This window comes from Pantoea deleyi, from assembly GCF_022647325.1.
Lineage (GTDB): Bacteria > Pseudomonadota > Gammaproteobacteria > Enterobacterales > Enterobacteriaceae > Pantoea > Pantoea deleyi.
Genome location: NZ_CP071405.1, coordinates 1,876,599 through 1,898,674 on the forward strand (window position 1 = coordinate 1,876,599; position 22,076 = coordinate 1,898,674).

At 58.8% G+C, this 22,076-nt stretch carries 19 protein-coding genes; 10 read left to right on the top strand and 9 right to left on the bottom strand.

The genetic code is table 11. The features are described 5' to 3' along the window. Positions 1–19: 19 nt before the first annotated feature. A complete protein-coding gene (ribA, locus tag J1C59_RS08835) occupies positions 20–613 on the bottom strand; it encodes a GTP cyclohydrolase II (protein ID WP_111140077.1) in 594 nt (197 codons plus the stop codon). Between the two features lie 227 nt (positions 614–840). On the opposite strand from ribA, the gene pgpB reads away from it, so the two are divergent. From pgpB to yciH, 5 genes are all read left to right on the top strand, one after another. Further along, entirely contained in the window at positions 841–1,599 is a 759-nt protein-coding gene (pgpB, locus tag J1C59_RS08840; RefSeq protein ID WP_111140078.1) for a phosphatidylglycerophosphatase B, read from the top strand. 133 nt (positions 1,600–1,732) lie between these two features. Further along, positions 1,733–2,044, top strand: coding sequence for a LapA family protein (locus J1C59_RS08845; protein WP_111140079.1), 312 nt, complete (start codon positions 1,733–1,735; stop codon positions 2,042–2,044). A 6-nt stretch (positions 2,045–2,050) separates the two neighbouring features. Then, positions 2,051–3,220, top strand: coding sequence for a lipopolysaccharide assembly protein LapB (gene lapB / locus J1C59_RS08850; protein ID WP_128084029.1), 1,170 nt, complete (start codon positions 2,051–2,053; stop codon positions 3,218–3,220). Positions 3,221–3,417: 197 nt separating this feature from the next. After that, positions 3,418–4,137, top strand: coding sequence for an orotidine-5'-phosphate decarboxylase (gene pyrF / locus J1C59_RS08855; protein WP_128084028.1), 720 nt, complete (start codon positions 3,418–3,420; stop codon positions 4,135–4,137). Then, complete coding sequence (yciH, locus tag J1C59_RS08860) at positions 4,137–4,460, top strand: stress response translation initiation inhibitor YciH (protein ID WP_128084027.1); 324 nt, start codon at positions 4,137–4,139, stop codon at positions 4,458–4,460. Before pyrF ends, yciH begins: the two co-directional genes overlap by 1 nt. 77 nt (positions 4,461–4,537) lie before the next feature. Here yciH and osmB read toward each other — a convergent pair whose 3' ends face one another. Next, a complete protein-coding gene (gene osmB / locus J1C59_RS08865) occupies positions 4,538–4,753 on the bottom strand; it encodes an osmotically-inducible lipoprotein OsmB (protein WP_003853848.1) in 216 nt (71 codons plus the stop codon). A 347-nt stretch (positions 4,754–5,100) separates the two neighbouring features. Here osmB and araD point away from each other — a divergent pair, with 347 nt between their 5' ends. Next, positions 5,101–5,799: an L-ribulose-5-phosphate 4-epimerase gene (gene araD, locus J1C59_RS08870; RefSeq protein WP_128084026.1), complete on the top strand. Its 699-nt coding sequence runs from the start codon at positions 5,101–5,103 to the stop codon at positions 5,797–5,799. 634 nt (positions 5,800–6,433) lie between these two features. Beyond that, positions 6,434–7,300, top strand: a complete 867-nt coding sequence (locus J1C59_RS08875) for a crotonase/enoyl-CoA hydratase family protein (RefSeq protein ID WP_128084025.1) — start codon at positions 6,434–6,436, stop codon at positions 7,298–7,300. 12 nt (positions 7,301–7,312) lie between these two features. Here J1C59_RS08875 and pdeR read toward each other — a convergent pair whose 3' ends face one another. The 5 genes from pdeR to J1C59_RS08900 all read right to left on the bottom strand — a co-directional run bounded on the left by pdeR (position 7,313) and on the right by J1C59_RS08900 (position 16,359). Further along, positions 7,313–9,298, bottom strand: coding sequence for a cyclic di-GMP phosphodiesterase (gene pdeR / locus J1C59_RS08880; protein WP_128084024.1), 1,986 nt, complete (start codon positions 9,296–9,298; stop codon positions 7,313–7,315). A 159-nt stretch (positions 9,299–9,457) separates the two neighbouring features. Next, positions 9,458–9,748 carry a YbdD/YjiX family protein gene (locus tag J1C59_RS08885; protein WP_128084023.1) on the bottom strand — a complete coding sequence of 97 codons (291 nt, stop codon included), beginning with the start codon at positions 9,746–9,748 and terminating at the stop codon, positions 9,458–9,460. Continuing rightward, a complete protein-coding gene (locus J1C59_RS08890; RefSeq protein WP_128084022.1) occupies positions 9,741–11,810 on the bottom strand; it encodes a carbon starvation CstA family protein in 2,070 nt (689 codons plus the stop codon). Before J1C59_RS08890 ends, J1C59_RS08885 begins: the two co-directional genes overlap by 8 nt. Before the next feature lie 199 nt (positions 11,811–12,009). After that, positions 12,010–13,944 carry an exoribonuclease II gene (locus tag J1C59_RS08895; RefSeq protein ID WP_128084021.1) on the bottom strand — a complete coding sequence of 645 codons (1,935 nt, stop codon included), beginning with the start codon at positions 13,942–13,944 and terminating at the stop codon, positions 12,010–12,012. Between the two features lie 111 nt (positions 13,945–14,055). Next, positions 14,056–16,359, bottom strand: a complete 2,304-nt coding sequence (locus J1C59_RS08900; RefSeq protein WP_128084020.1) for an FdhF/YdeP family oxidoreductase — start codon at positions 16,357–16,359, stop codon at positions 14,056–14,058. Between the two features lie 259 nt (positions 16,360–16,618). On the opposite strand from J1C59_RS08900, the gene J1C59_RS08905 reads away from it, so the two are divergent. The 3 genes from J1C59_RS08905 (at position 16,619) to J1C59_RS08915 (ending at position 20,760) form a co-directional block, all read left to right on the top strand. Further along, positions 16,619–18,205: a PTS transporter subunit EIIC gene (locus J1C59_RS08905; RefSeq protein WP_128084019.1), complete on the top strand. Its 1,587-nt coding sequence runs from the start codon at positions 16,619–16,621 to the stop codon at positions 18,203–18,205. Positions 18,206–18,352: 147 nt separating this feature from the next. Further along, the gene (locus tag J1C59_RS08910; RefSeq protein WP_128084018.1) at positions 18,353–19,897 is read left to right on the top strand and encodes a methyl-accepting chemotaxis protein; all 1,545 of its coding nucleotides are present in this window, start codon (positions 18,353–18,355) and stop codon (positions 19,895–19,897) included. A gap of 140 nt (positions 19,898–20,037) precedes the next feature. After that, positions 20,038–20,760, top strand: a complete 723-nt coding sequence (locus J1C59_RS08915; protein ID WP_128084017.1) for a YoaK family protein — start codon at positions 20,038–20,040, stop codon at positions 20,758–20,760. 146 nt (positions 20,761–20,906) lie between these two features. Here the strand turns inward: J1C59_RS08915 and J1C59_RS08920 are convergent, their stop codons facing one another. Both J1C59_RS08920 and J1C59_RS08925 read right to left on the bottom strand, forming a co-directional pair. After that, positions 20,907–21,383 (bottom strand): anti-virulence regulator CigR family protein, encoded by a 477-nt coding sequence (locus J1C59_RS08920; RefSeq protein ID WP_128084016.1) that lies wholly within the window; start codon positions 21,381–21,383, stop codon positions 20,907–20,909. A gap of 338 nt (positions 21,384–21,721) precedes the next feature. Next, complete coding sequence (locus tag J1C59_RS08925; RefSeq protein ID WP_128084015.1) at positions 21,722–21,928, bottom strand: hypothetical protein; 207 nt, start codon at positions 21,926–21,928, stop codon at positions 21,722–21,724. Positions 21,929–22,076 lie beyond the last annotated feature (148 nt).

The window sequence follows — 22,076 nt, forward strand, 5'->3', positions numbered from 1 at the left end:
GCGACCCGGCTTTTCTTTTTTAGGACTTCGGCAGCAGATGCCCCATCTTGCTCGCCTTGGTATCCAGGTAGTGCGCGTTCTTGGGATTGCGTCCCACCACCAGCGGCACCCGCTCAACGATGTTAATCCCGGCTTCGCTCAGGATCTCCACCTTACGCGGATTATTGGTCAGCAGGCGCACTTCATTGACGCCCAGCAGCTTGAACATATCTGCGCACAGGGTGAAATCGCGTTCATCGGCGGCAAAGCCGAGCTGATGGTTCGCTTCGACGGTGTCATACCCTTTATCCTGCAGCGCATAGGCGCGGATCTTGTTCAGCAGGCCGATGTTACGACCTTCCTGACGATGATAGAGCAGCACGCCGCGCCCCTCTTCAGCGATGGCATTGAGGGCGGCTTCGAGCTGAAAACCACAGTCGCAACGCAGGCTGAAGAGTGCATCGCCGGTCAGGCATTCGGAGTGAACGCGCGCCAGAACCGGCTCATTATCATTAATATCGCCAAAGACCAGCGCAACGTGGTCATGTCCGGTTGCCAATTCTTCAAAACCTACCATCAGGAAATCTCCCCATGGCGTGGGCAGTTTGGCTTCTGCCACCCGTTTAAGCTGCATGTGACTCTCCAGAACCTTCAGAGGATGCACTATCATCATGATAGTGCACAGGCCAGTGTGGCCCGACAAACGTGCAATATTGTGCCACAACCCGTAAGCGGGCTGGTACTCTCTGACACCAATTGCAGTGATAAAGCACGATTATCCAATCGGCAACAGGTATGTTATTCTTTTTTAAGCTAAAGTTATGCAGTTATTGTTCTCTGACACCGGTATAAGGGAAAAGGATGTTTAAGATTTCGCGTCGTACGACCTTCGGTATGCTGCTGTTGCTGATCATGCCGGTTTCCGTCTGGCTGACCGGCTGGCGCTGGCAGCCGGGCGAAAGCAACCTCGTGCTGAAAGGCCTGTTCTGGATGACCGAAACCGTCACCAGCCCGTGGGGGATCCTCACCAGCGTGCTGCTGAGTGCCTGGATGCTCTGGTGCCTGCGCTTTCGTCTGAAGCCCGCGATTCTGCTGCTGATCATTATGAACGCCACCATTCTGGCGGGGCAGTACACCAAGTCCTTTATCAAAGAGCAGATCCAGGAGCCGCGTCCTTACGTGATCTGGCTGGAGCAGCATCACGGTCTGGATGAGAAGACCTTCTATGAGCTGAAGCGCAAACAGCGTGGTGAGATGGTGACGTCGCTGATCGCCGATGAGACGCAGATCCCCGGCTGGCTGAAGCGGCACTGGGCGTTCGAGACCGGCTTTGCCTTTCCCTCCGGCCATACCATGTTTGCCGCCAGCTGGGCGCTGCTGGCGCTGGGACTGCTCTGGCCGCGCCGTCACTACAAGACCGTGGTCGTGATCTTCATCTGGGCCACCGGCGTGATGGCCAGCCGTCTGCTGCTCGGTATGCACTGGCCGCGGGATCTGGCGGTGGCGACGCTGCTTTCCTGGCTCCTGGTGACGCTGGCGACCTGGCTGGCACAGCGGTTCTGTGGCCCGCTGACGCTGCCGCCGGAAGAGCAAAAAGAGGTGGCTCAGCGGGAGCCCTGATTGTATTTCCCCCTGAAGACCCCATATTATTGATCGGGTTTGCGCAAAAGCGACTCACCCGATGCTGCTGGGAGCAGCATTTTTGCCGGAGTTTTGGCATAATTTATTCGACAACCTCACAACAGGATGCACTGTGAAATATTTGCTGATTTTTTTAGTGGTACTGGTCATTTTCATTATTTCCGTCACCTTAGGCGCGCATAACGATCAGGTCATTACTTTTAACTATCTGCTGGCGCAGGGTGAGTTCAGCGTTTCGACCTTACTGGCATCACTGTTTGGCGCAGGGTTTGTGCTGGGCTGGATTATCTGCGGCCTCTTCTGGTTACGCACCCGCGTCTCGCTGGCCAATGCCAACCGGAAAATCAGACGTATGCAGGCGCAAATCGAGCAGAGCAACACCGCACTGGCGACCCCGCCAGCGGTACCGGCTGGCCGGGAATAACCCCCGATGCATGAATTGCTGTTCCTGTTACTGCCGGTTGCGGCTGCCTATGGCTGGTATATGGGCCGTCGCAGCGCGCATCAGGATAAGCAGCAGGAAGCCAATAAGCTGTCACGGGAATATGTTGCGGGCGTAAACTTCCTGCTCTCGAACCAGCAGGATAAAGCGGTCGATCTCTTCCTCGATATGCTGAAAGAGGACAGCGGCACGGTGGAGGCGCACCTGACGCTGGGTAATCTCTTCCGTTCGCGCGGGGAAGTGGACCGCGCTATTCGCATCCATCAGGCACTAATGGAGAGCGCGTCGCTGAGCTACGAACAGCGTCTGCTGGCCGTGCAGCAGCTGGGGCGCGACTATATGGCCGCCGGGCTCTACGACCGCGCGGAAGATATGTTCAAGCAGCTCACCGATGAAACTGACTTCCGGGTGGGCGCGCTGCAGCAGCTGCTGTTAATCCATCAGGCGACCAGCGACTGGCAGCAGGCGATCGACGTCGCCGAGCGGCTGGTTAAGCTGGGCAAAGAGAAGCAGAAGGGCGAAATCGCCCATTTCTACTGCGAACTGGCGTTGCAGGCGATGAGCAGCGACGATCTGGATCGGGCGATGAGCCTGCTGAAAAAAGGGGAGTCTGCCGATCGCAACAGCGCCCGCATCTCGATCATGATGGGCCGAATCCTGATGGAAAAAGAGGATTACGCCAGAGCGGTAGGGCATCTGCAGCGGGTGCTGGATCAGGATAAAGAGCTGGTCAGTGAAACGCTGGGGATGCTGGAAACCTGCTTCCAGCGGCTGAATCAGCCGGAGGCCTGGGCAGATTTTCTGCAGCGCTGTGTGGAGGAGAACACCGGGGCCGCCGCCGAGCTTTATCTCTCTGACATCGTGGAGCAGCAGCAGGGCTCAGAAGCGGCACAGAACTACATCAGCCGCCAGCTGGAGCGCCATCCGACGATGCGGGTCTTCCATCGCCTGATGGATCTGAACCTGCATGAAGCGGAAGATGGCCGGGCGAAAGAGAGCCTGATGGTGCTGCGCGACATGGTAGGCGAACAGATTCGCACCAAACCCCGCTATCGCTGCCAGAAGTGCGGTTTTACTGCCCACGCGCTCTACTGGCACTGTCCATCCTGCCGCACCTGGTCTTCGGTGAAACCTATCCGGGGGCTCGACGGCCAGTAAGCCGGCCGTTGCAGGTCATTTTACTCCCCGCACTGTAGTTACAACATACTAAAGGGTCGTGGTTTTAGCATATTCCGGCAGCGGTGCACTAATTGCCCGGCAGTGGGGCGATGGCGATTGTGATGGTCAGACACCGCAGGTAGAATGCTTGCCGTTTGTCGATTGCGCCTGCGGGTGCCTGTTACAGAGGAAATGCCATGCCTTCACCCCATAACGTGACCGCTTCGCCGATTCTGGTCGCGCTCGACTATCACGACCTCGACAGCGCATTGCGTTTCGTCGACCAGATCGATCCCCGCAGTTGCCGCCTTAAGGTTGGCAAAGAGATGTTTACGCTGTTCGGCCCGTCGCTGGTCAGAACCCTGCAGCAGCGCGGCTTTGAACTGTTCCTCGACCTCAAATTCCACGATATTCCCAACACCACCGCAAAGGCTGTCGCGGCAGCGGCCGATCTCGGCGTCTGGATGGTCAACGTTCACGCCAGCGGCGGCGCGCGCATGATGAGTGCGGCGCGTGAGGCGCTGCAACCTTTTGGCAAGGATGCGCCGCTGCTGATTGCTGTCACCGTTTTGACCAGTATGGACGCAGAGGATCTTCTCGGACTCGGTATCACGCTGTCGCCGGCGGAGCAGGCGGAGCGACTGGCGAAGCTGACTCAGTCGTGCGGGCTGGATGGCGTGGTCTGTTCGGCCCATGAGGCGGTGCGCTTCAAACAGGAACTGGGTCAGGAATTTGCCCTGGTCACGCCGGGTATTCGTCCGGCGGGCAGCGATGCCGGCGATCAGCGCCGCATCATGACACCGCAGCAGGCGAAACAGGCGGGCGTGGATTATATGGTGATCGGGCGTCCGATTACCCAGTCCGCCGATCCGGCCGCCGCCCTGCAGGCCATTCTTAACAGCCTGGAGACACCCTGATGGCGAATGATAATACCCTGGTTTACTCCACTGACAGCGGACGCATCACCCAGCCCGAACAAAAAGCGGTGCGGCCAAAAGGGGACGGCATAGTCCGTATTCAGCGTCAGACCAGCGGCCGCAAAGGCAAAGGGGTCTGCCTGATCACGGGCATCGACCTGGATGACGCCGCGCTGGCGCTGCTGGCGGCCGAGCTGAAGAAAAAGTGCGGCTGTGGCGGTTCGGTAAAAGAGGGCGTGATTGAGATTCAGGGCGACAAACGCGACCTGCTGAAGAGCCTGCTGGAAGCCAAAGGTATGAAGGTGAAGCTGGCGGGCGGCTGAAAAAGAAATCGGGCTACCGAAGTAGCCCGATTGTGATGCAGATGCTAGCGTAGCCGATTATTGTTTTAATAAGGTCCTTAGTGGACCTGATGACCGATAATACCACCCACAGCGGCGCCACCGACGGTGCCCAGTGCGCTACCATTGGTCAGGACTGAACCCCCAATCGCGCCCGCGCCCGCGCCAATCGCGGTATTACGGTCACGCTTGGACCAGTTAGAACAGCCGCTCAGTGCAACAGCTAACGTGGTCGCCAGTACAACGGCAGTGATTCGCTTCATTGTTGTTGTCATACACTTCTCCTTTGATGTGCTCACAGAGGCAACACTCTTAGTATAGCTCCGATATTTCCTCAGCCCGCTTGTAACCCATCATTGCCGCATCCGTGATGGCATCGAAATGGCGTTACCATGGACAAACCGTTTGTAGCGGGTGAGTCACAATCGTGGCCCGACAGGTCCACGTATTGTCTGAGAGGATTCTAAGCATTCTGCGGAAATTCCGAAGATAGAAAAGTCTGAAAGCACGACGCATTTTTGCATTCACAGCCAATCCTTCTGCTTTTATAGCCATTTGCTCCATAACCTTTTACGCGCTGACTCCGCAAAATTCAGTAACGATTGTCAGCAGGAGAAAAGGCATGCTGGAGCACCTCAAACAACAGGTTCTGGAAGCGAATCTGGACCTACCCAAATATAACCTGGTGACCTTCACCTGGGGCAACGTCAGCGGCCTTGATCGCGAACAGGGGCTGCTGGTGATTAAACCTTCCGGCGTGCGCTATGACGTGATGAAGCGCGACGATATGGTGGTGGTCGATCTGGCGACGGGTGACGTGGTGGAGGGGGAGAAACGCCCCTCCTCGGACACCGCCACGCACCGCGCGCTCTACCTGGCCTGGCCGGACGTGGGCGGCATTGTGCATACCCATTCGCGGCACGCCACCATCTGGGCGCAGGCGGGACGCGCGATTCCGGCCTGGGGCACCACGCACGCCGACGACTTCTACGGTGAGATCCCCTGCACGCGGGCCATGCGCAGCGAGGAGATTCAGCAGGAGTATGAGTGGAACACCGGTGACGTGATTATCGAAACCTTCGCGCAGCGCGGACTCTCCCCGTCGGCGATCCCTGCGGTGCTGGTCAATTCTCACGGCCCCTTCGCCTGGGGGAAAGACGCCCACGCCGCGGTGCACAGCGCCGTGGTCCTGGAGGAGGTAGCCTACATGGGGCTGTTCAGCCAGCAGCTGACCGCGAACCTGCCGCCGATACAGCAAACGCTGCTCGACCTGCACTACCTGCGAAAACATGGTGAAAATGCCTGGTATGGGCAGAAATAGTCAGCGGGACGCCACGGCGTCCCGCTTTTTTTTGTGCCAGACCCAGTGCGGTGATGCCCCGTCCGATTCACCGTTCACGCCGTCAATTCTCTCCCCGTTTCCCCGTCTGTTTCAGCCGACTGCGCCATCAGGATAGTGCCTCTGGCGAAAGTGAGGACCACACAGTGCCGCTGAGAAGATAAACGGCGGTTAACAAGTGAACGGATGTCGCTGATTTTCGTGCCATTTACAACCACGGTTATCCCGCAAGGGTATCGGAGTGGCGCATTCGGGCCGCTCCTCTTTCTCCGGGCAGGATTGCACAGTCCGTCCGGGGTTGCATTAAGGATCCTTGAGCCGCTGTAAAGGGCCGGTATCTCTTCTGTCCTGGTCTGCGCAGAGGGGACCGCGACAGATGCGCGTTTGCGGGATTCTGACCCTGATCGGCCAGCCGTTAAAACGTGTTATGCGTCTGCAGAGTGCCAGGCAACGGCGCTCACCTATACAGTAACCGAGCTAATCAATCTGAAAAGCGCGAGTCAGGGATCACTCTGGATTTTGTGTTGTAAATCAATCTCTCATTTGGTCTGGCCTCACTCTGCATTACGCTGATGTCGCGTATTTAACGCATCAAATATAAACAGAGGATGAGACAATGACAGTGATTAACCAAGCAACCTGCAGATTATTTACCGAAGCTGGCAACACCACGCAGTTAGTTGCCTATTACGAAGAGGGGCGACGTACTATGTGGATGATGCTGCGTGCGCAGCCTCGCCCGAGCTTCAACCATGAACTGATTGAGGAGATCATGAACCTGAGCTACGCCGCGCAGCGTTCCGGTCTGCCGATCGACTTCTGGGTTACCGGCTCGCTGGTGCCGCAGATGTTCAATGCGGGCGGCGATCTGCGCTTCTTCGTGGAGTGCATTCGCAACAACCGGCGTGAAGCGCTGCGGGCCTATGCACGCGCCTGTGTGGACTGCATCCATTCGGCCGCCCGCGGCTTCGACACCGGTGCCGTGACGCTGGCCATGATCGAGGGCAGTGCGTTAGGCGGCGGATTCGAGGCGGCGCTGGCGCACCACTTCATTCTGGCGCAGAACAACGCGCGCATGGGCTTCCCGGAGATCGCGTTCAACCTCTTTCCGGGCATGGGCGGTTACTCGCTGGTGGCGCGCCGTTCCGGCATGAAGCTGGCAGAGGAGCTGATTTGTGAAGGGGAGTCGCACAGCGCCGAGTGGTATGAGACGCGCGGTCTGGTGGACAAAGTCTTCCAGCCGGGTGACAGCTACCGCGCCACGCGCACCTTCATCGATACCTTACGGCCGAAGCTGAATGGCGTCCGGGCGATGCTGAAAGCGCGTCAGCGCGTGCTGCAACTCTCACGCGCCGAGCTGATGGATATCACGGAAGACTGGGTCGATTATGCATTTACCCTCGAACCCAAAGATATTGCCTATATGGAACGCCTGGTCCAGCTGCAGAACCGCCACAGCGCATCACTGCGTAAAGCGGGCTAATCCGGAGTAGCGTTAAACGCGGGCAGGATGCTTAGCCAGCCAATGCCCAAATTGTTCCGCGGGCATTGGTTTTGCGTAGTAGTAACCCTGACGCCCATCCACTCCACTTTTAAGGACAAAGGCTTCTTCATCCGGCGTTTCAATGCCTTCCGCAATGACCTGCAAATCGAGCGCCTTGGCGACGGCGACGATGGCACGGACCAGCGATTGCGAAACCGGCTGCTTATTGATATCGCGAATAAAACTCTGATCGAGCTTGATGGCGTTGATCGGCACACGCGCCAGCTGAGACAGCGAGGAGTAGCCGGTGCCGAAGTCATCCAGATGCACCTGAGCACCCAGCTCCTGAAACTGCTTCATGAGCTTCAGCGCCTCGGTCTCATTCTCAATCAGGCAGCTCTCTGTCAGCTCGATATCGATAGGGCAGTCGGTGATATTCGCCTCCTGCAGCGCCTGCTTCAGGTCGGTGTAGATACTCTGATCGATGAGCTGGCGGGCCGATACGTTAACGGCGACGCGCAGAAAAATACCCTGCTGCCGCCAGAGGATAATCTGCTTCAGCACGTTGAGCATGACCCAGCGTCCCAGCGGCACAATCAGCCCCGACTCTTCGGCGTAGGGGATAAAATCAGCCGGTGACACCAGACCGCGTTCAGGCGAGTTCCAGCGAACCAGCGCTTCGGCGCTGCGGACTTCGCCATCGCTGTCCACTTTGGGCTGATAGTGAACCAGCAGGTGATCCAGCTCCAGCGCCTTGCGGAGATTAGTATCCAGCCACAGATATTCAAAAACCCGCTGATTCATCTCCGCCGCAAAGACGCAGAACTTGCCGCGACCGTTCTCTTTGGCGTGATACATGGCGGTGTCCGCGTTGCGGATCAGGCTCTCGCGATCTTCACCGTGCAAGGGCGCGTAGGCGATGCCGATCGAGCAGCCGCTGTAGACTTCGATCAGCCCGATGCGGAAGGGCTGACGCAGCCGCTCCAGGATGCGGGAGGACATCGCCTCCAGCGCCGCCTGGCTGGTGTGCTCCGCCAGCACCACAAACTCATCACCGCCCAGCCGTCCCAGCGTCTGGTCTTTGCCCAGACAGCTCAGGATAGCCAGGGAAACCGCCTGCAGTAACTGATCGCCAAACATATGGCCGTAGGCGTCATTTACTTTTTTAAAATTGTCGAGATCGAGATAGACCACGCCAGTCTCATCGCCTTCCGCCCGCTCCAGCGCCAGGCTAATCTGCTGATGGATCGCGTTGCGGTTGGGCAGGCCGGTCACCGTATCGGTATTCGCCAGCACCCGCAACCGCTCCTGAGCGCGGCGCTCCTCGGTGATGTCGGTACCCGAACAGATGAGGAAAATTTCATTTTTGCCGCTGCCGCTGTGGACGAACTTATTACGGAACAGAAACAGTCGCTGGCCTTTTTTGGTTTTGACCCAGCGCTCCACTTCATAGGAGTTACCGTCGCGGAAGAAGCCCGCGATGTTGCGCCGCGACTGCGAGGCTTCCTGTTTCGTCATAAAGAGCTGGAAGACGTTGCGGCCAATGACTTCGTGTTCATTCAGGCCGGTATATTCTTCACTCAGGCGGTTAAAGCGCTGAATATTACCGCGCTGATCCAGGATCACGATCACCGAGTTGGCTTCGGAAACGACCTGTTCAGCGAAAGAGAGACCCAGGGTTAAATCGCGGGCGACCGCGGAGGTGTCGCCCCAGGCGGAAGCGGTGCCTGCCCAGGAGGACTGATTGACTTTGCGACCGACAAAATGCATAGGCACATCAATGCCCTGCAGCGTCATGGTCAGATTAATGCTTGAAGTTATGACCGGCATGGCACGGATCATGGCCGCCTGGCCGGGTGTCAGCGGCAGGGCGATATTGGTTTGTGATGACTCATCTTCGGCAAAATGCAACGCATCGCTGTCCGCGGTCAGACGCCAATGAGGGCTGGTTGTACCAAACAGGGTGTACAACAACGTCTGCCCTTGTTCATCGGTCATGGAAACTTCCTCCGGGAAGTGCTCTGCATACGTTATCTCATTATTTTAGCAACAGTATTCATCATCTGACGCCAGCACAAGATGCAAACGAAATATATTTTCCTGTCCAGATAAGAATGGCACAAAAAAGCCCCGCCGGAGCGGGGCTGTTGAGCCTGTTCAGCAGGGACATTTTCCCAGTTTACCAGCCTGGCTGGGGAAGCGTGCGTCCAGACAATAGCGGTGAAACTCACGCTCGCTCATCGGCGGCTGATCGGGATGCTGCAGACGCATATGCTGCAGATATTTTTGATAATCCTGCACCCCGACCATTAAGCGAAAGCACTGTTGCAGACCGCGCCATAGCCCCCGCCAGCTGAAGCCCTGGGGCGACGGGGCCGCAGTGAGATGGCAGCGGACAATCTGCCATTTTCCCCTCGGCCGCCGGACCTGATAGATCGCATCAGACATGACGTATCTCCTTGTTGCGCAGCGTCACTGAGGACTCCTGAACGGTCGGCTGGTCGCTGCGCAGCGCGCGGCGGATGACAAAGAAGGCTGAAATCAGCATCGTGACCGCGACCAGCATAAAGAAGGCGCACAGTGCGGCGTTGATCTGATTGCTGAATACGATGGTCTGCATATCCGCCACGCTTTTGGCGGGCGCAATGATCACGCCTTCATCCAGCCCTTTGCGGAACTTAGCGGCCTGCGCCAGGAAGCCGATAGCGGGTTTCTCATGAAAGATTTTCTGCCAGCCCGCGGTCATCGAGGTGATAAACAGCCAGACCGTCGGCAGGATGGTGACCCAGGCGTAACGCTGCTTCTTCATCTTAAACAGCACCACGGTGCCCAGAATCAGCGCCATGGAGGCCAGCATCTGGTTGCCGATACCAAACAGCGGCCACAGGGTGTTGATGCCGCCCAGCGGATCGACGACGCCCTGATAGACGAAGAAGCCCCAGCCCGCGACGGCGACGGTGGTGCCCGCCATATTGCCCAGCCAGGAGCGGTTATTCGCCAGAGAGGGCACGACCGTTCCCACCAGATCCTGCACCATAAAACGACAGGCGCGGGTGCCGGCATCGACGGCGGTCAGGATAAACAGCGCTTCGAACAGGATGGCGAAGTGATACCAGAACGCCATCATCGCCCGGCTGTTAAAGATTTCAGTGATGATATGCGCCATACCCACCGCAAAGGTCGGGGCGCCACCGGCACGCGACAGGATCGAGCCTTCCCCCACGTCGCGGGCAATGCCGCTCAGCATCTCAGGCGTGACCACAAAGCCCCAGCCGTTGATCACCTGAGAGGCGCTCTCCACGGTTGTGCCAATCAGCGCGGCCGGGGCGTTCATGGCGAAGTAGATGCCCGGATCCAGCACCGAGGCACAAATCAGCGCCATGATCGCCACAAAGGACTCCATCAGCATGGCGCCATAGCCAATAAAGCGGATGTGGCTCTCGCGCTCGACCAGTTTTGGCGTGGTGCCGCTGGAGACCAGCGCATGGAAACCGGAGATCGCGCCGCAGGCGATGGTGATAAACAGGAACGGGAACATCGCCCCGGCAAAGACCGGGCCGGTGCCGTCGATAAAACGGGTAACCGCCGGCATCTTCAGCTCAGGCAGGGCGAAGACGATCCCTACCGCCAGCCCGGCGATGACGCCAATTTTCAGGAAGGTCGACAGGTAGTCGCGCGGGGCCAGCAGCAGCCAGACCGGCAGCACCGAAGCGACAAAGCCGTAGATCACCAGCACCCAGGTCAGCGAAGTGCCTTTCAGCGTAAAGAACGGCCCCCAGTAAGGATGCTGCGCGACGTCGCCGCCATAGATAATCGCCGCCATCATCAGCACGAAGCCGATCAGCGACACTTCTGCGATCTTACCCGGACGGATAAAGCGCATGTAGACGCCCATAAACAGCGCGATAGGAATCGTGGCCGCAATGGTAAACAGTCCCCACGGGCTGTTCGCCAGCGCTTTCACCACCACCAGCGCCAGCGCCGACAGGATAATGATCATCACGCCCAGCGCACCGAGCATGGTGACCACCCCGGCGAACGGGCCCAGCTCCTGTCGGGCCATCTCGCCCAGTGAGCGGCCATCGCGACGGGTGGAGATAAACAGGATCAGGAAATCCTGCACCGCGCCCGCCAGCATCACCCCGACCAGAATCCAGATGGTGCCCGGCAGGAAGCCCATCTGCGCCGCCAGGATCGGCCCGACCAGCGGCCCGGCACCGGCTATCGCCGCAAAGTGGTGACCAAACAGCACCCACTTATTGGTGGGTACATAGTCCAGCCCATCGCTCAGTCGCTCGGCGGGGGTCATCCGGCGATCGTCCAGTTCGAAGATATTGCGGGCGATAAACAGGCTGTAGAAACGGTAAGCGATGCTGTAACAGGCGACAGCGGCTATCACCAGCCAGACTGCGTTGACGTGTTCGCCGCGGCTGAGGGCCAGCATGGCGAAAGCGCCCGCGCCGATTAACGCCACCACTAACCAGATCACACTGGTTTTGACGTTTTTCATGACTAACTCCTTGTGAGGACCGAGAGGGAAGCGATCGAAAACAACGAGCTAAACTTAATGTAATGGAATGTAAGTGAAAGTTAATCAGTAGAGAAGTGTGAAGCGGGGTACAAATATAACAGTTTTGCAACCTGTTAAGGCGGGGAGACAGGCGGGATAACCGAAGTTATCCCGCCAGAAGCACAAGGCGATCCCTTAATCAGACGGCGGGACGCGCCACGACGCTGCGGGTTTCCATGCGGACTTCCGCGATGGTGACATCAATCACGTCGGTGACACGGTAAACCACGTCGCCTTTGATCTGGACGCTGCCGTTTTCCTGGCTGCAGACCAGCTCATCACGCACCGCGTGAATGAACGGAGCCGGGATAAAGGCGACCGCGCCATTTTCCAGCAGGCGAACGCGCATACCGCCGCGCGACACATCGATAATCTCGGCGCTGAAGCGACGATCGGTGGCCGCGAAAGGCGCCAGATAGCGGGCATAGAGCCAGTCGCCCACATCGCGTTCGGCCATCCGGTTCAGGCGGCGGCGCTCGCCCATCGTGACCGTGACGGCCTCATCCGGACGGGCAGCCTGCTCACCACGGATAATTGCTTTCAGCAGACGATGGTTGATCATGTCGCCGAACTTACGGATCGGGGAGGTCCAGGTGGCGTAAGCCTCCAGCCCCAGTCCGAAGTGCGGGCCTGGCTCGGTGCTGATCTCCGCGAAGGTCTGGAAACGGCGGATACGGCTGTCCAGGAACTGCGTCGGCAGGGCGTCGAGTTCACGGCGCAGCACGCGGAACCCTTCCAGCGTGGTGATCGCCTGCGCATCGGCCGTTACGCCGTGGCTGGCCAACACGGCCGCCGCCTGTTCCGCATTGGTGGTGTCGAAACCGGCATGGACGTTGTAGATCCCGAAGCCGAGACGATCGCGCAGAACCTGTGCCGCGCAGATGTTCGCCAGAATCATCGACTCTTCAACGATGCGGTTCGCGATGCGACGAGGTTCAGCCACAATCTCGAGCACTTCGCCTTTTTCGCCCAGCAGGAAGCGGTAGTCAGGACGATCTTTAAACACCAGCGCGTGGGTCTGACGCCACTCGCTGCGCGCCAGGCAGAGGCGATGCAGCAGACGAATCTGCTCCGCAATCGCGTCGCTCTCCGGCTGCCAGCTGCCGCTGTTTTCCAGCCAGTCAGAGACGTCGTCATAGGCCAGCTTCGCTTTGGATTCGATCCAGGCGGCAAAGAAGGTCACGTCATCGCCCAGGGCGCCGTCGGCTGCCACAGTGACACGGCAGGCCAGCGCCGGACGGCGCACGTCAGGACGCAGCGAACAGACATCGTCAGAGAGTTCGCGCGGCAGCATCGGGATGTTAAAGCCCGGCAGGTAGTTGGTGAAGGCGCGCTGTGCGGCGACCTTGTCAAGCTGGCTGCCTTCCGCCACATAGGCGGTAGGGTCGGCGATGGCGATGGTCAGACGCAGGGAACCGTCCTCCTGAGCCTCCACATAGAGCGCATCGTCCATATCCTGAGTGCTGGCGCTGTCGATGGTCACGAAACTGAGCGCGGTAAGATCGTCGCGTGTCAGATTTTCATCCAGCATCTCGCCGAAGCTGACGTCGGGCGCTTCACGCTCCAGGTTGTGACGCGACAGCGTCACCCACCACGGCGCCAGGTGATCGTCGGCTTTAACAATAAAATCGGTGAGTTCGGCGTAAAAGCCGCGATCGCCTTTCAGCGGATGACGACGCATCTCCGCCACGGCCCAGTCACCGTTTTCGAATGGATGGCTGACATCGCGCGCCGGGCGACACTGAATCGCATCTTTCAGCAGGGGATGGTCCGGCACGATCGACAGGCGATCGTCTTTCTTCTGCACCCGGCCGACGAAGCGGCTCAGGAACGGCTCAACCAGGGTTTCCGGCTCAGCGCTTTCGCGATCTTTATCGCTGTGGATCACCGCGACAATACGATCGCCATGCATCACTTTCTTCATCTGCGGAGGCGGAATGAAGTAACTCTTCTGTGCATCGACTTCCAGGAAGCCGAAACCTTTTTCGGTGCCTTTAACGACGCCTTCAGCACGAGGCGTTTGCGAATGGAGCTTCTCTTTCAGCTGCGCGAGCAGCGGGTTATCCTGGAACATAATTTTTCGTTTCGTGGCCTGATTGCGGCTGACAGTTTTACGCGATTCGACGCCGCGCGGCAAGGCAAAAAGCCGGACGAGCCGGCTTTTCAGGAAGGGGTGAGGTGGCTGTCAGGCGATGCGCTGATCGGCGAGCGCCGACGACAGTTCCAGCTTCACCGGTACGGATTTCGAGGTCGGTGTGCCACTGCCATCGCCGAAGCTGTTCAGCGGCACCAGCGGGTTGGTTTCCGGGTAATAGGCCGCCAGGTTACCGCGCGGAATATTATAGGGAACCAGCTTAAAGCCGCTGACGCGACGGGTAATGCCATCGTTCCACAGCGTTTCGATGTCCACGTTCTGACCTTCGGTGAAGCCCAGGTCGGCCATATCATCCGGGTTGATAAACACCACTTCACGCTGACCAAACACGCCACGATAACGGTCATCGAGGCCGTAAATGGTGGTGTTGTACTGGTCGTGTGAGCGCAGCGTCTGCAGCGTGAAAGGCACCGCCTGATCAAGATTCGGGAAGAGCGAATCCGGCAGGGCGGCGGCGCAGAACTCCGCTTTCTGGCTTGGCGTATTGAAGCGTAACTCCGCGGCTGCGTTACCCAGGTAGAAGCCACCCGGAATATCACACCTGGCGTTGAAGTCGGCAAAGCCCGGAATGGTGGCGGCGATATGGTCGCGAATGAGGTTGTAATCACCCGCCAGTTCACGCCATTTCACCTTGTCGCTGCCCAGCACCGCTTCCGCGATACCGGCCACGATCGCGGTCTCTGAACGCTGCGTGTCCGCCAGCGGGATGCCGATCCCCTCTGAGGCGTGCACCATGCTGAATGAATCTTCGACGGTAATGAACTGATTGCCGGTCGCCTGCAGATCGCGCTCGGTACGGCCCAGCGTCGGCAGAATCAACCCTTCATGACCCGGCACCAGATGGCTGCGGTTCAGTTTGGTGCTGATATGCACGGTCAGGCCACAGCGTGACAGCGCCTCTTCGGTGCGCGGTGAATCAGGCGCCGCCGCCGCCAGGTTGCCACCCAGCGCAATCAGCACTTTGACTTCATCACGCAGCATGGCGTTCAGCGCCTCAACGGTGTTGTGGCCTGGGGCGCGTGGCGGTTCGAAATTGAAGTGGTTGCCCAGCGCATCCAGGAAGGCTTTGGCCGGTTTCTCATCAATGCCCATCGTGCGGTTGCCCTGCACGTTACTGTGACCGCGCACCGGGCAGAGGCCCGCGCCTTTTTTGCCGAGCTGACCAAACAGCAGCTGCAGGTTGGTGATCTCCCGCACTGTATCGACCGAATGCTTGTGCTGGGTGATCCCCATCGCCCAGGTACAGATCACCCGGTCTGCGCTCTGATAGATAGCCGCGGCTTCGCGGATCTGCGCCTGCGTCAGGCCGGACTGCGCCACAATCTGCATCCAGCTGGTGTTATCCACGGCGTCGAGATAGGCCTCGATGCCGTGCGTTTTGGCGTTAATGAAGGTCTGGTCAAACAGGCCAGGTTCGCCAGCCGCCAGACGCGCACGGTGGGTTTCCAGCAGGGATTTCACCATGCCGCGCACCGCCGCCATATCCCCGCCGAGGTTCGGCTGATAATAGGAGGAGCTGATGTTACCCGCTTTCGAGGTCACGACTTCCAGCGGCTTCTGCGGATCGGCAAAACGTTCCAGACCGCGCTCGCGCAGGGTGTTGAAGGTGACGATCTTCGCGCCGTGATCGGCGGCATGACGCAGGCTGTGCAGCATACGCGGATGGTTGGTGCCGGGGTTCTGCCCGAAGACAAAAATGGCATCAGCGTGATCGAAGTCATCCAGACGAATAGTGCCTTTACCCACGCCGATGCTGCGCTTCAGGCCGGTGCCGCTGGCTTCGTGGCACATGTTAGAGCAGTCGGGGAAGTTATTGGTGCCCATCAGGCGACCGAACAGCTGATAGAGCCAGGAGGCTTCGTTGCTGGCGCGGCCGGAGGTGTAGAGCTCCATCTGGTTCGGGTGATCCATCGCACTGATATGCTGTGCAATCAGCGCAAAGGCCGCATCCCAGCTGATCGGTTCATAGTGATCGGTTTCCGCGTTGTAGCGCAGCGGATGGGTCAGACGGCCCTGATACTCCAGAAAGTAGTCACTCTGGGTATAAAGCGTGGTGACGCTGTGTTTAGCGAAAAAGTCGGTGTCGACAACGCGGCGTGTCGCTTCCCAGGTGACCGCTTTGGCCCCGTTTTCGCAGAAGCTGAAGGTACTTTTGTTGTCATCGCCCCAGGCACAGCCCGGACAGTCAAACCCGCGCGCTTTGTTCATGCGCATCAGGTTGCGCATATTTTTCAGGGCCGCTTTGCTGTCAAGAACGAAACGCGTGGTGGCTTCCAGTGAACCCCATCCGCCCGCAGCCGCGCGGTAGGGTTTGATTTGGCGTTTAAATTTCATATGAGTGCAGGCTTTTTATAGTAGGCATTATTGTTTGGTGTTTGTTATCAGGTTATAGCCTGATGGTGAAAGGAAGTCTGCAGTTATCCTCAAACCTTGTCTAATTGATTGACATAATGGTGCGATAGCTGGCGTTTATCGCGCAGGCACCCGAAGTGTGACACTGGTCAGATTTCACCCGTTTTTAACGGGCTGATAACGGGAGTTATCCCCACATCAGACGCATACTTGCTGTTTGCATTCAGCGAGGCGTAACCCTATGAAACAGCTGACCAGCCAGATCCACGCATTTGGTAAAGCGTTAATGATGCCTATCTCGGTCATCGCAGCCGCAGGGATTTTTCTTGGGCTGGCGGCGGCGATGCAGAACCCCGCCGTCACCGGCGAGGCCTTTGCGCAGATGCAGGTCCCGCAGTTAATCATCGGCTTTATCCGTAAAGTCGCCGGGGCGCTGTTTGCTAATCTGCCGCTCTTCTTTGCCGTGGCGACGGCGATCGGGCTGGCGAAGGCGGAGAAACCCACCGCCGCCTTTGCCGCCGTGATTGGCTATATCGTGATGAACGTCGGCATCAGTGCGACCCTGGCGGCCAGAGGGATCACCGCAGCGACCACCACACCTGCCGCGCTGCAGCAAGCGGGTCTGGACCAGACCGCAGCGATGATGATGTCGGCGGAATACATCAGCATGCTGGGCGTCTTTACTTACAACATGAGCGTGCTGGGCGGGGTGATCGCCGGGCTGGTAACGGTGGTGCTGCACAACCGCTTCTACACGCAGACCCTGCCCACGGCGATCAGCTTCTTCAGCGGACGGCGGTTTGTGCCGATTGTCACCGTAGTCTGCCTGCCGCTGGTCGGGGTGCTGCTGGCGCTCATCTGGCCGACCATCGGCAGCGGTATCGCCTGGATAGGCCAGATGATTGGCAAAAGCGGGCAGTATGGCGCGTTCCTGCTGGGCACGTTCGAGCGCATCCTGATCCCCACCGGCCTGCATCACATCCTGAATGAAACCGTGCGGTTTACCCCTATTGGCGGTATGGCGGTGGTGGACGGTCAGACGGTGGTCGGTGCGCTGAACATCTTCAATGCCTCGCTGACCCATCCGGGTTCGATCCCCGATGAGACGCTGCGGTCGGCCACGCAGTTTCTGGCGCAGGGCAAAATCCCGGTGATGATGTTCGGTTTGCCCGCCGCGGCGCTGGCGATCTATCACACCGCGCGGCCGGAGCATAAGCAGCGGGTCAGGGCGCTGGTAATGGCCGGGGCGCTGACCTCCTTTACCACCGGCATTACGGAGCCGCTGGAGTTCTGCTTTATCTTTGTCTCGCCCGTGCTCTATCTGCTGCATGCGTTTCTGACCGGCCTGTCGTTTATGCTGATGTCGATGCTGCACCTGATGATCGGCAACGTGCAGGGCGGCATCATCGACCTGGTGGTGTTCGGCATGCTCGGCGGGGCAAAAACCCACTGGTGGTGGACGCTGGCGCTGGGGGTGATCTATGCGCCGGTTTACTACTACGCTTTCCGGCTGGTGATCACCCGCATGAACGTGGAGACGCCGGGCCGCGAGTCAGAGGAGGAGCAACCGCAGCAGGTCGCCGCCGATGAGCGCACTCAGGTGATTATCAGCGGGCTGGGCGGGCAGGCCAACATCGAGGATGTCGATTGCTGCTTTACCCGGCTGCGGGTACGGGTGAAAGCGATGAATCAGGTGGTCGATCAGACGCTAATGAGCACGGGTGCCAACGGCATCAACCGCGTCAGCGACCACGACGTTCAGGTGATTTATGGCCCGCAGGTCGAGAAGATCGCCAGCGAGGTGAAGATGGCGCTGGGCGTCGCCTGAACCGGCGATGCGCCTGCTCAGCGCCAGCCAGGGAGGCGGCACAATTGCTGCCGCTGCGCTTATTGTAACTAAAAAAAGCGCGCACCCTAATGGGGCGCGTTTTCCTGCCGATATAGCGACTCTATCTTCCCAAATTGGAACGGACTGATGTCGTTAAAAAAATCCTCCCTGATTATTTTCTCTTTCCTGCTGGTGCTGTTTCTGGCCAGCGTGGCGATCAGTACTTCGCTGCTGTTTCAGAGCAACCACTCTCTGAATGCGGTCAACAAAGAGATTCGCGTGGTGCTGTCGGTAATCGATCCGATTAACCACAGCCGTACTCTGCGTGTCCGTCTGATGGAGTACATGAAAGAGACGGAAGGCAGCGATGCCAGTAATCCCGCCACGCTGGACAGCGTGCGCACCGTCGCCGGTAAAGCGGATGCGGCGTTTCAGGCCTACATGAATGCCCCGCGTCTGCCGGGTGAAGAGGCGGAAGCCGAGGCCTATCGTCAGGCGTATCAGGCGTATCGCCAGCAGGGGCTGCAGCCGTTGATCGAGGCGGCAGAGGCGCACGACCAGCTACGTTTTAAAAATCAGATCGCCACCGTGGTTCGCCTCGATCGTCAGTATGAGATCATTCTGGACCGGGTGCTGGCGCAGCACGAGGCTTACGCCAGAAAACTGAACAGCGACGCACAGAGCCATTTCTCCACCGGCGTGATGCTGCAGGGGCTGTCGGGTGTGCTCTTCTTTGCCATCATCATCGCCATCTATCTCTTTATGAAGCGTTACGTGCTCGCGCCGCTTAACCATGCGCAGGAGCACTGCAAACTGATCGCGGCGGGCGTGCTGGATTCCACGGTGCCGGTCAGGGCAGGCTCGCGCAGTGAAATTCAGCTGCTGATGGGCTCGCTGGAGCAGATGCGCAGCGCGCTGACCGCCATCATTCTTCAGGTGCGGGATTCCACCCATTCCGTCTCTACCGCCTCGCAGGAGATCGCGGCAGGCAACGTCGATCTGGCCTCGCGAACCGAGCAGCAGGCTGCGGCGCTGACCGAAACCGCGGCCAGCATGGAGCAGCTGGGTGCCACGGTGAAGCAGAATACCGAAAACGTCTTTGAAGCCTGCCGTCTGACCAGTGAGGCGGTGAAAAACGCCGAGAGTGGCGAGAAAGTGTCGCAGGAAGTAGTGGTCTCGATGGGGCTCATCAACACCAGCTCGAAGAAGATCGAGGAGATCACCACGGTCATCGACAGCATCGCCTTTCAGACCAATATTCTGGCGCTGAACGCCGCCGTCGAAGCGGCCCGCGCGGGCGAGCAGGGACGTGGTTTCGCCGTGGTTGCCGGTGAGGTGCGTAACCTGGCCCAGCGCAGCGCCACGGCCGCCAAAGAGATTGAGAGCCTGATTGCCGAATCGGTTTCGATTATCCGCACCGGTTCAGACCAGGTCAGCCGTACGGGCGAGGCGATGAACGCGATTATCTCTTCGGTCAGCCGCGTTAATGAGCTGATGGAGCATATCTCTACCGCGTCGGACGAACAGAGTCGCGGCATCGGTCAGATCGAGCAGGCGGTAACGGAGATGGACAGCGTCACGCAGCAGAACTCGGCGCTGGTGCAGGAGTCGGCTGCCGCGTCGGCCTCGCTGGAGGAGCAGGTGCAGTACCTGACACAGTCGGTTTCCACATTCCGTCTGGCCAGCCATTAATCCGCATCGTTGCGCTGAAGCGCTGCCGCGTGGTGCCGGACCGGCTCGGGTTCCACGCGAGCGTAAAGCGCAGTTGATTCAGCGCACGGTGACCGGGATATAATCGGCGGAAAATAGGCTTTTCATCAGGGAGGGGCGTTATGCTAATCAGCACCGAAAATGCCCGCAGCATCAGCGCCGATACCCGTCTGGCCTGCACGCTGGCCGCCACCGCCGGTGCGCTGAATACCGCCGCCTTTGAGATCGTCGGCTTTTTTTCCGCCAACATGACCGGGAATGTTTCGCTGCTCTCCGACCAGCTGGCCAAAGCGAATGCGGGGCCGGGCCTCTTTTTCCTGTCTGTGGTGCTGCTTTTTATTGCGGGCTCCGCCTGTTCGACGCTGATCATTAATGCCGGACAGCGCCGGAATATCCGCACCATTTACGCCGTCGTCATTCTCATCGAGGGCGCCGCGCTGATGATCCTGGGGGGCGTGGAGCGCGCCTTTCCCCCGCATTCTCCGGGCGTGATGTTAATCACCAGCCTGAGCTTCCTGATGGGGCTGCAGAATGCGGTGGTCACGCGGATCTCCAATGCGCGGGTGCGTACCACCCATATCTCCGGCACGGCGACGGATATCGGTATCGAACTGGCGATGCTGTTTGAGGTGTTTCGGCGCAAGGCGTCACCCAAAGAGACGCCACTCTATTTCAGCCGCCTGCGCCTGCACGCGCTGACACTGCTGGCGTTTCTCGCAGGCGGCGTCGCGGGAATAGGTCTCTACAGGCTGCTCGGCAACGACTTTCTGCTGCCGGTGGGGGGCGGATTGATCTGTCTGGCGCTGAAAACGATCTTTACCCGAGGGGGGATGCAGAAGGGGTGAGGCGCGTGTTAAGGGCAGGCGTTCAGGCTTTCCGCCCGAAAAGCGTGACGGCGGCGACCTTCACGCCGTCGCCACACCTGCTGACGTCCCGCGGTTCATCCAGGGAGCATCAGCAGAGGATTTTTCTGGTCAGTAGGGTATGACCTTCAGTCGAACACGCCATTGATCACCGCGGTCACGATAGCCGTGCTCAGGGCGATGAGGACTAAATCGTTACCCACAGCCCGCCACTCGTAGCCAGGATAATAGGGCAGCGCATTAATCATCGACGCGGGCAGGCTTTTCTTCGCGATGCCCGGCGGGAGAGGTTTACCACGCGCAACGTGTTTCGCGATGCCTGGCGGCAGAGACGGATAACCGACCAGACCGGCGTTAACCGCCAGCGTGCGTGCCCGGGAGAAGGTAATCTCTGAGCCGACGCGGTCAGGTTGCCCGCTGTTCTTGCGGTCCTGATGTTTCTCCTTCAGCTTTTCATCATGGCGCCCTGACTTGCCGTGTGCGCCCTTATTCCCGTGATGCCCATTGCCATTGCCATTGCCGGGATCGGCATAGCCCGGCGAAGCAATCACGGTGAAACCCAGAACCAGTGCCAGGAGTGAAAGAAGAGGGCGAGGCTTTTGCATGATTCTGTCTCCTCAGGATAGATGAACCGCTTTGATTCATTGAGTATGGACAGAGACAGGTCCGGAAGTAAACGCAACGCCCCGATAAAGCGCTGCCGGAAAAAAGTGGCGCTACGCTACGCATCTTTTATCCGCAGAGTTACGTATAGCCCATTGCGCGGAGAGGCAGACAGGCACAAAGCATCAGAAGGTTGTTGTTGCCGGTACGGCCAGATGATGGCTGGCAGGGGGTGTTTAAACCTGCCTGTTGAGTATCCGACCCGGCATTGCGCCGGACGCGCTGGCCTGTGACTCACGGGCAAAACGCGACGCCATGCCGACCGGGTCCGAACCGTTCATCAGCTGATACGCTGACGCTGCTCCCGACGGTACTTATGATAGTCCTCATCGCACTCAACGGAGCAGAAGGCCGTGTCAGCCACCACGGACTCATCTTTACACCAGATGCACATGCCGTCAAGGCTCTGCACTTTCGGCCTGCGTGCCGCCAGTGAGGCGGCGAGATGCGCTTCTTCACGCGCCTGAGCTAGATCTATCTCATCCATAAACCGTCTTAACCTCGTTAAATTTGAGTAATTCAAACATAAAACCCGTATCCAGGGGGAAATGCTTCACCTGTGTGAACGCGGGGTTAATCATAGCCACATAATTTCAGATTGCCTGGTTCTTGCTATCCCGCGGATAAAAGGGGAA

Coding starts and splice junctions, on each gene's coding strand:
- ribA (WP_111140077.1), bottom strand. CDS start 613: ATGCAGCTTAAACGGGTGGCAGAAGCCAAACTGCCCACGCCATGGGGA.
- pgpB (WP_111140078.1), top strand. CDS start 841: ATGTTTAAGATTTCGCGTCGTACGACCTTCGGTATGCTGCTGTTGCTG.
- lapB (WP_128084029.1), top strand. CDS start 2,051: ATGCATGAATTGCTGTTCCTGTTACTGCCGGTTGCGGCTGCCTATGGC.
- pyrF (WP_128084028.1), top strand. CDS start 3,418: ATGCCTTCACCCCATAACGTGACCGCTTCGCCGATTCTGGTCGCGCTC.
- yciH (WP_128084027.1), top strand. CDS start 4,137: ATGGCGAATGATAATACCCTGGTTTACTCCACTGACAGCGGACGCATC.
- osmB (WP_003853848.1), bottom strand. CDS start 4,753: ATGACAACAACAATGAAGCGAATCACTGCCGTTGTACTGGCGACCACG.
- araD (WP_128084026.1), top strand. CDS start 5,101: ATGCTGGAGCACCTCAAACAACAGGTTCTGGAAGCGAATCTGGACCTA.
- J1C59_RS08875 (WP_128084025.1), top strand. CDS start 6,434: ATGACAGTGATTAACCAAGCAACCTGCAGATTATTTACCGAAGCTGGC.
- pdeR (WP_128084024.1), bottom strand. CDS start 9,298: ATGACCGATGAACAAGGGCAGACGTTGTTGTACACCCTGTTTGGTACA.
- J1C59_RS08885 (WP_128084023.1), bottom strand. CDS start 9,748: ATGTCTGATGCGATCTATCAGGTCCGGCGGCCGAGGGGAAAATGGCAG.
- J1C59_RS08890 (WP_128084022.1), bottom strand. CDS start 11,810: ATGAAAAACGTCAAAACCAGTGTGATCTGGTTAGTGGTGGCGTTAATC.
- J1C59_RS08895 (WP_128084021.1), bottom strand. CDS start 13,944: ATGTTCCAGGATAACCCGCTGCTCGCGCAGCTGAAAGAGAAGCTCCAT.
- J1C59_RS08900 (WP_128084020.1), bottom strand. CDS start 16,359: ATGAAATTTAAACGCCAAATCAAACCCTACCGCGCGGCTGCGGGCGGA.
- J1C59_RS08905 (WP_128084019.1), top strand. CDS start 16,619: ATGAAACAGCTGACCAGCCAGATCCACGCATTTGGTAAAGCGTTAATG.
- J1C59_RS08910 (WP_128084018.1), top strand. CDS start 18,353: ATGTCGTTAAAAAAATCCTCCCTGATTATTTTCTCTTTCCTGCTGGTG.
- J1C59_RS08915 (WP_128084017.1), top strand. CDS start 20,038: ATGCTAATCAGCACCGAAAATGCCCGCAGCATCAGCGCCGATACCCGT.
- J1C59_RS08920 (WP_128084016.1), bottom strand. CDS start 21,383: ATGCAAAAGCCTCGCCCTCTTCTTTCACTCCTGGCACTGGTTCTGGGT.
- J1C59_RS08925 (WP_128084015.1), bottom strand. CDS start 21,928: ATGGATGAGATAGATCTAGCTCAGGCGCGTGAAGAAGCGCATCTCGCC.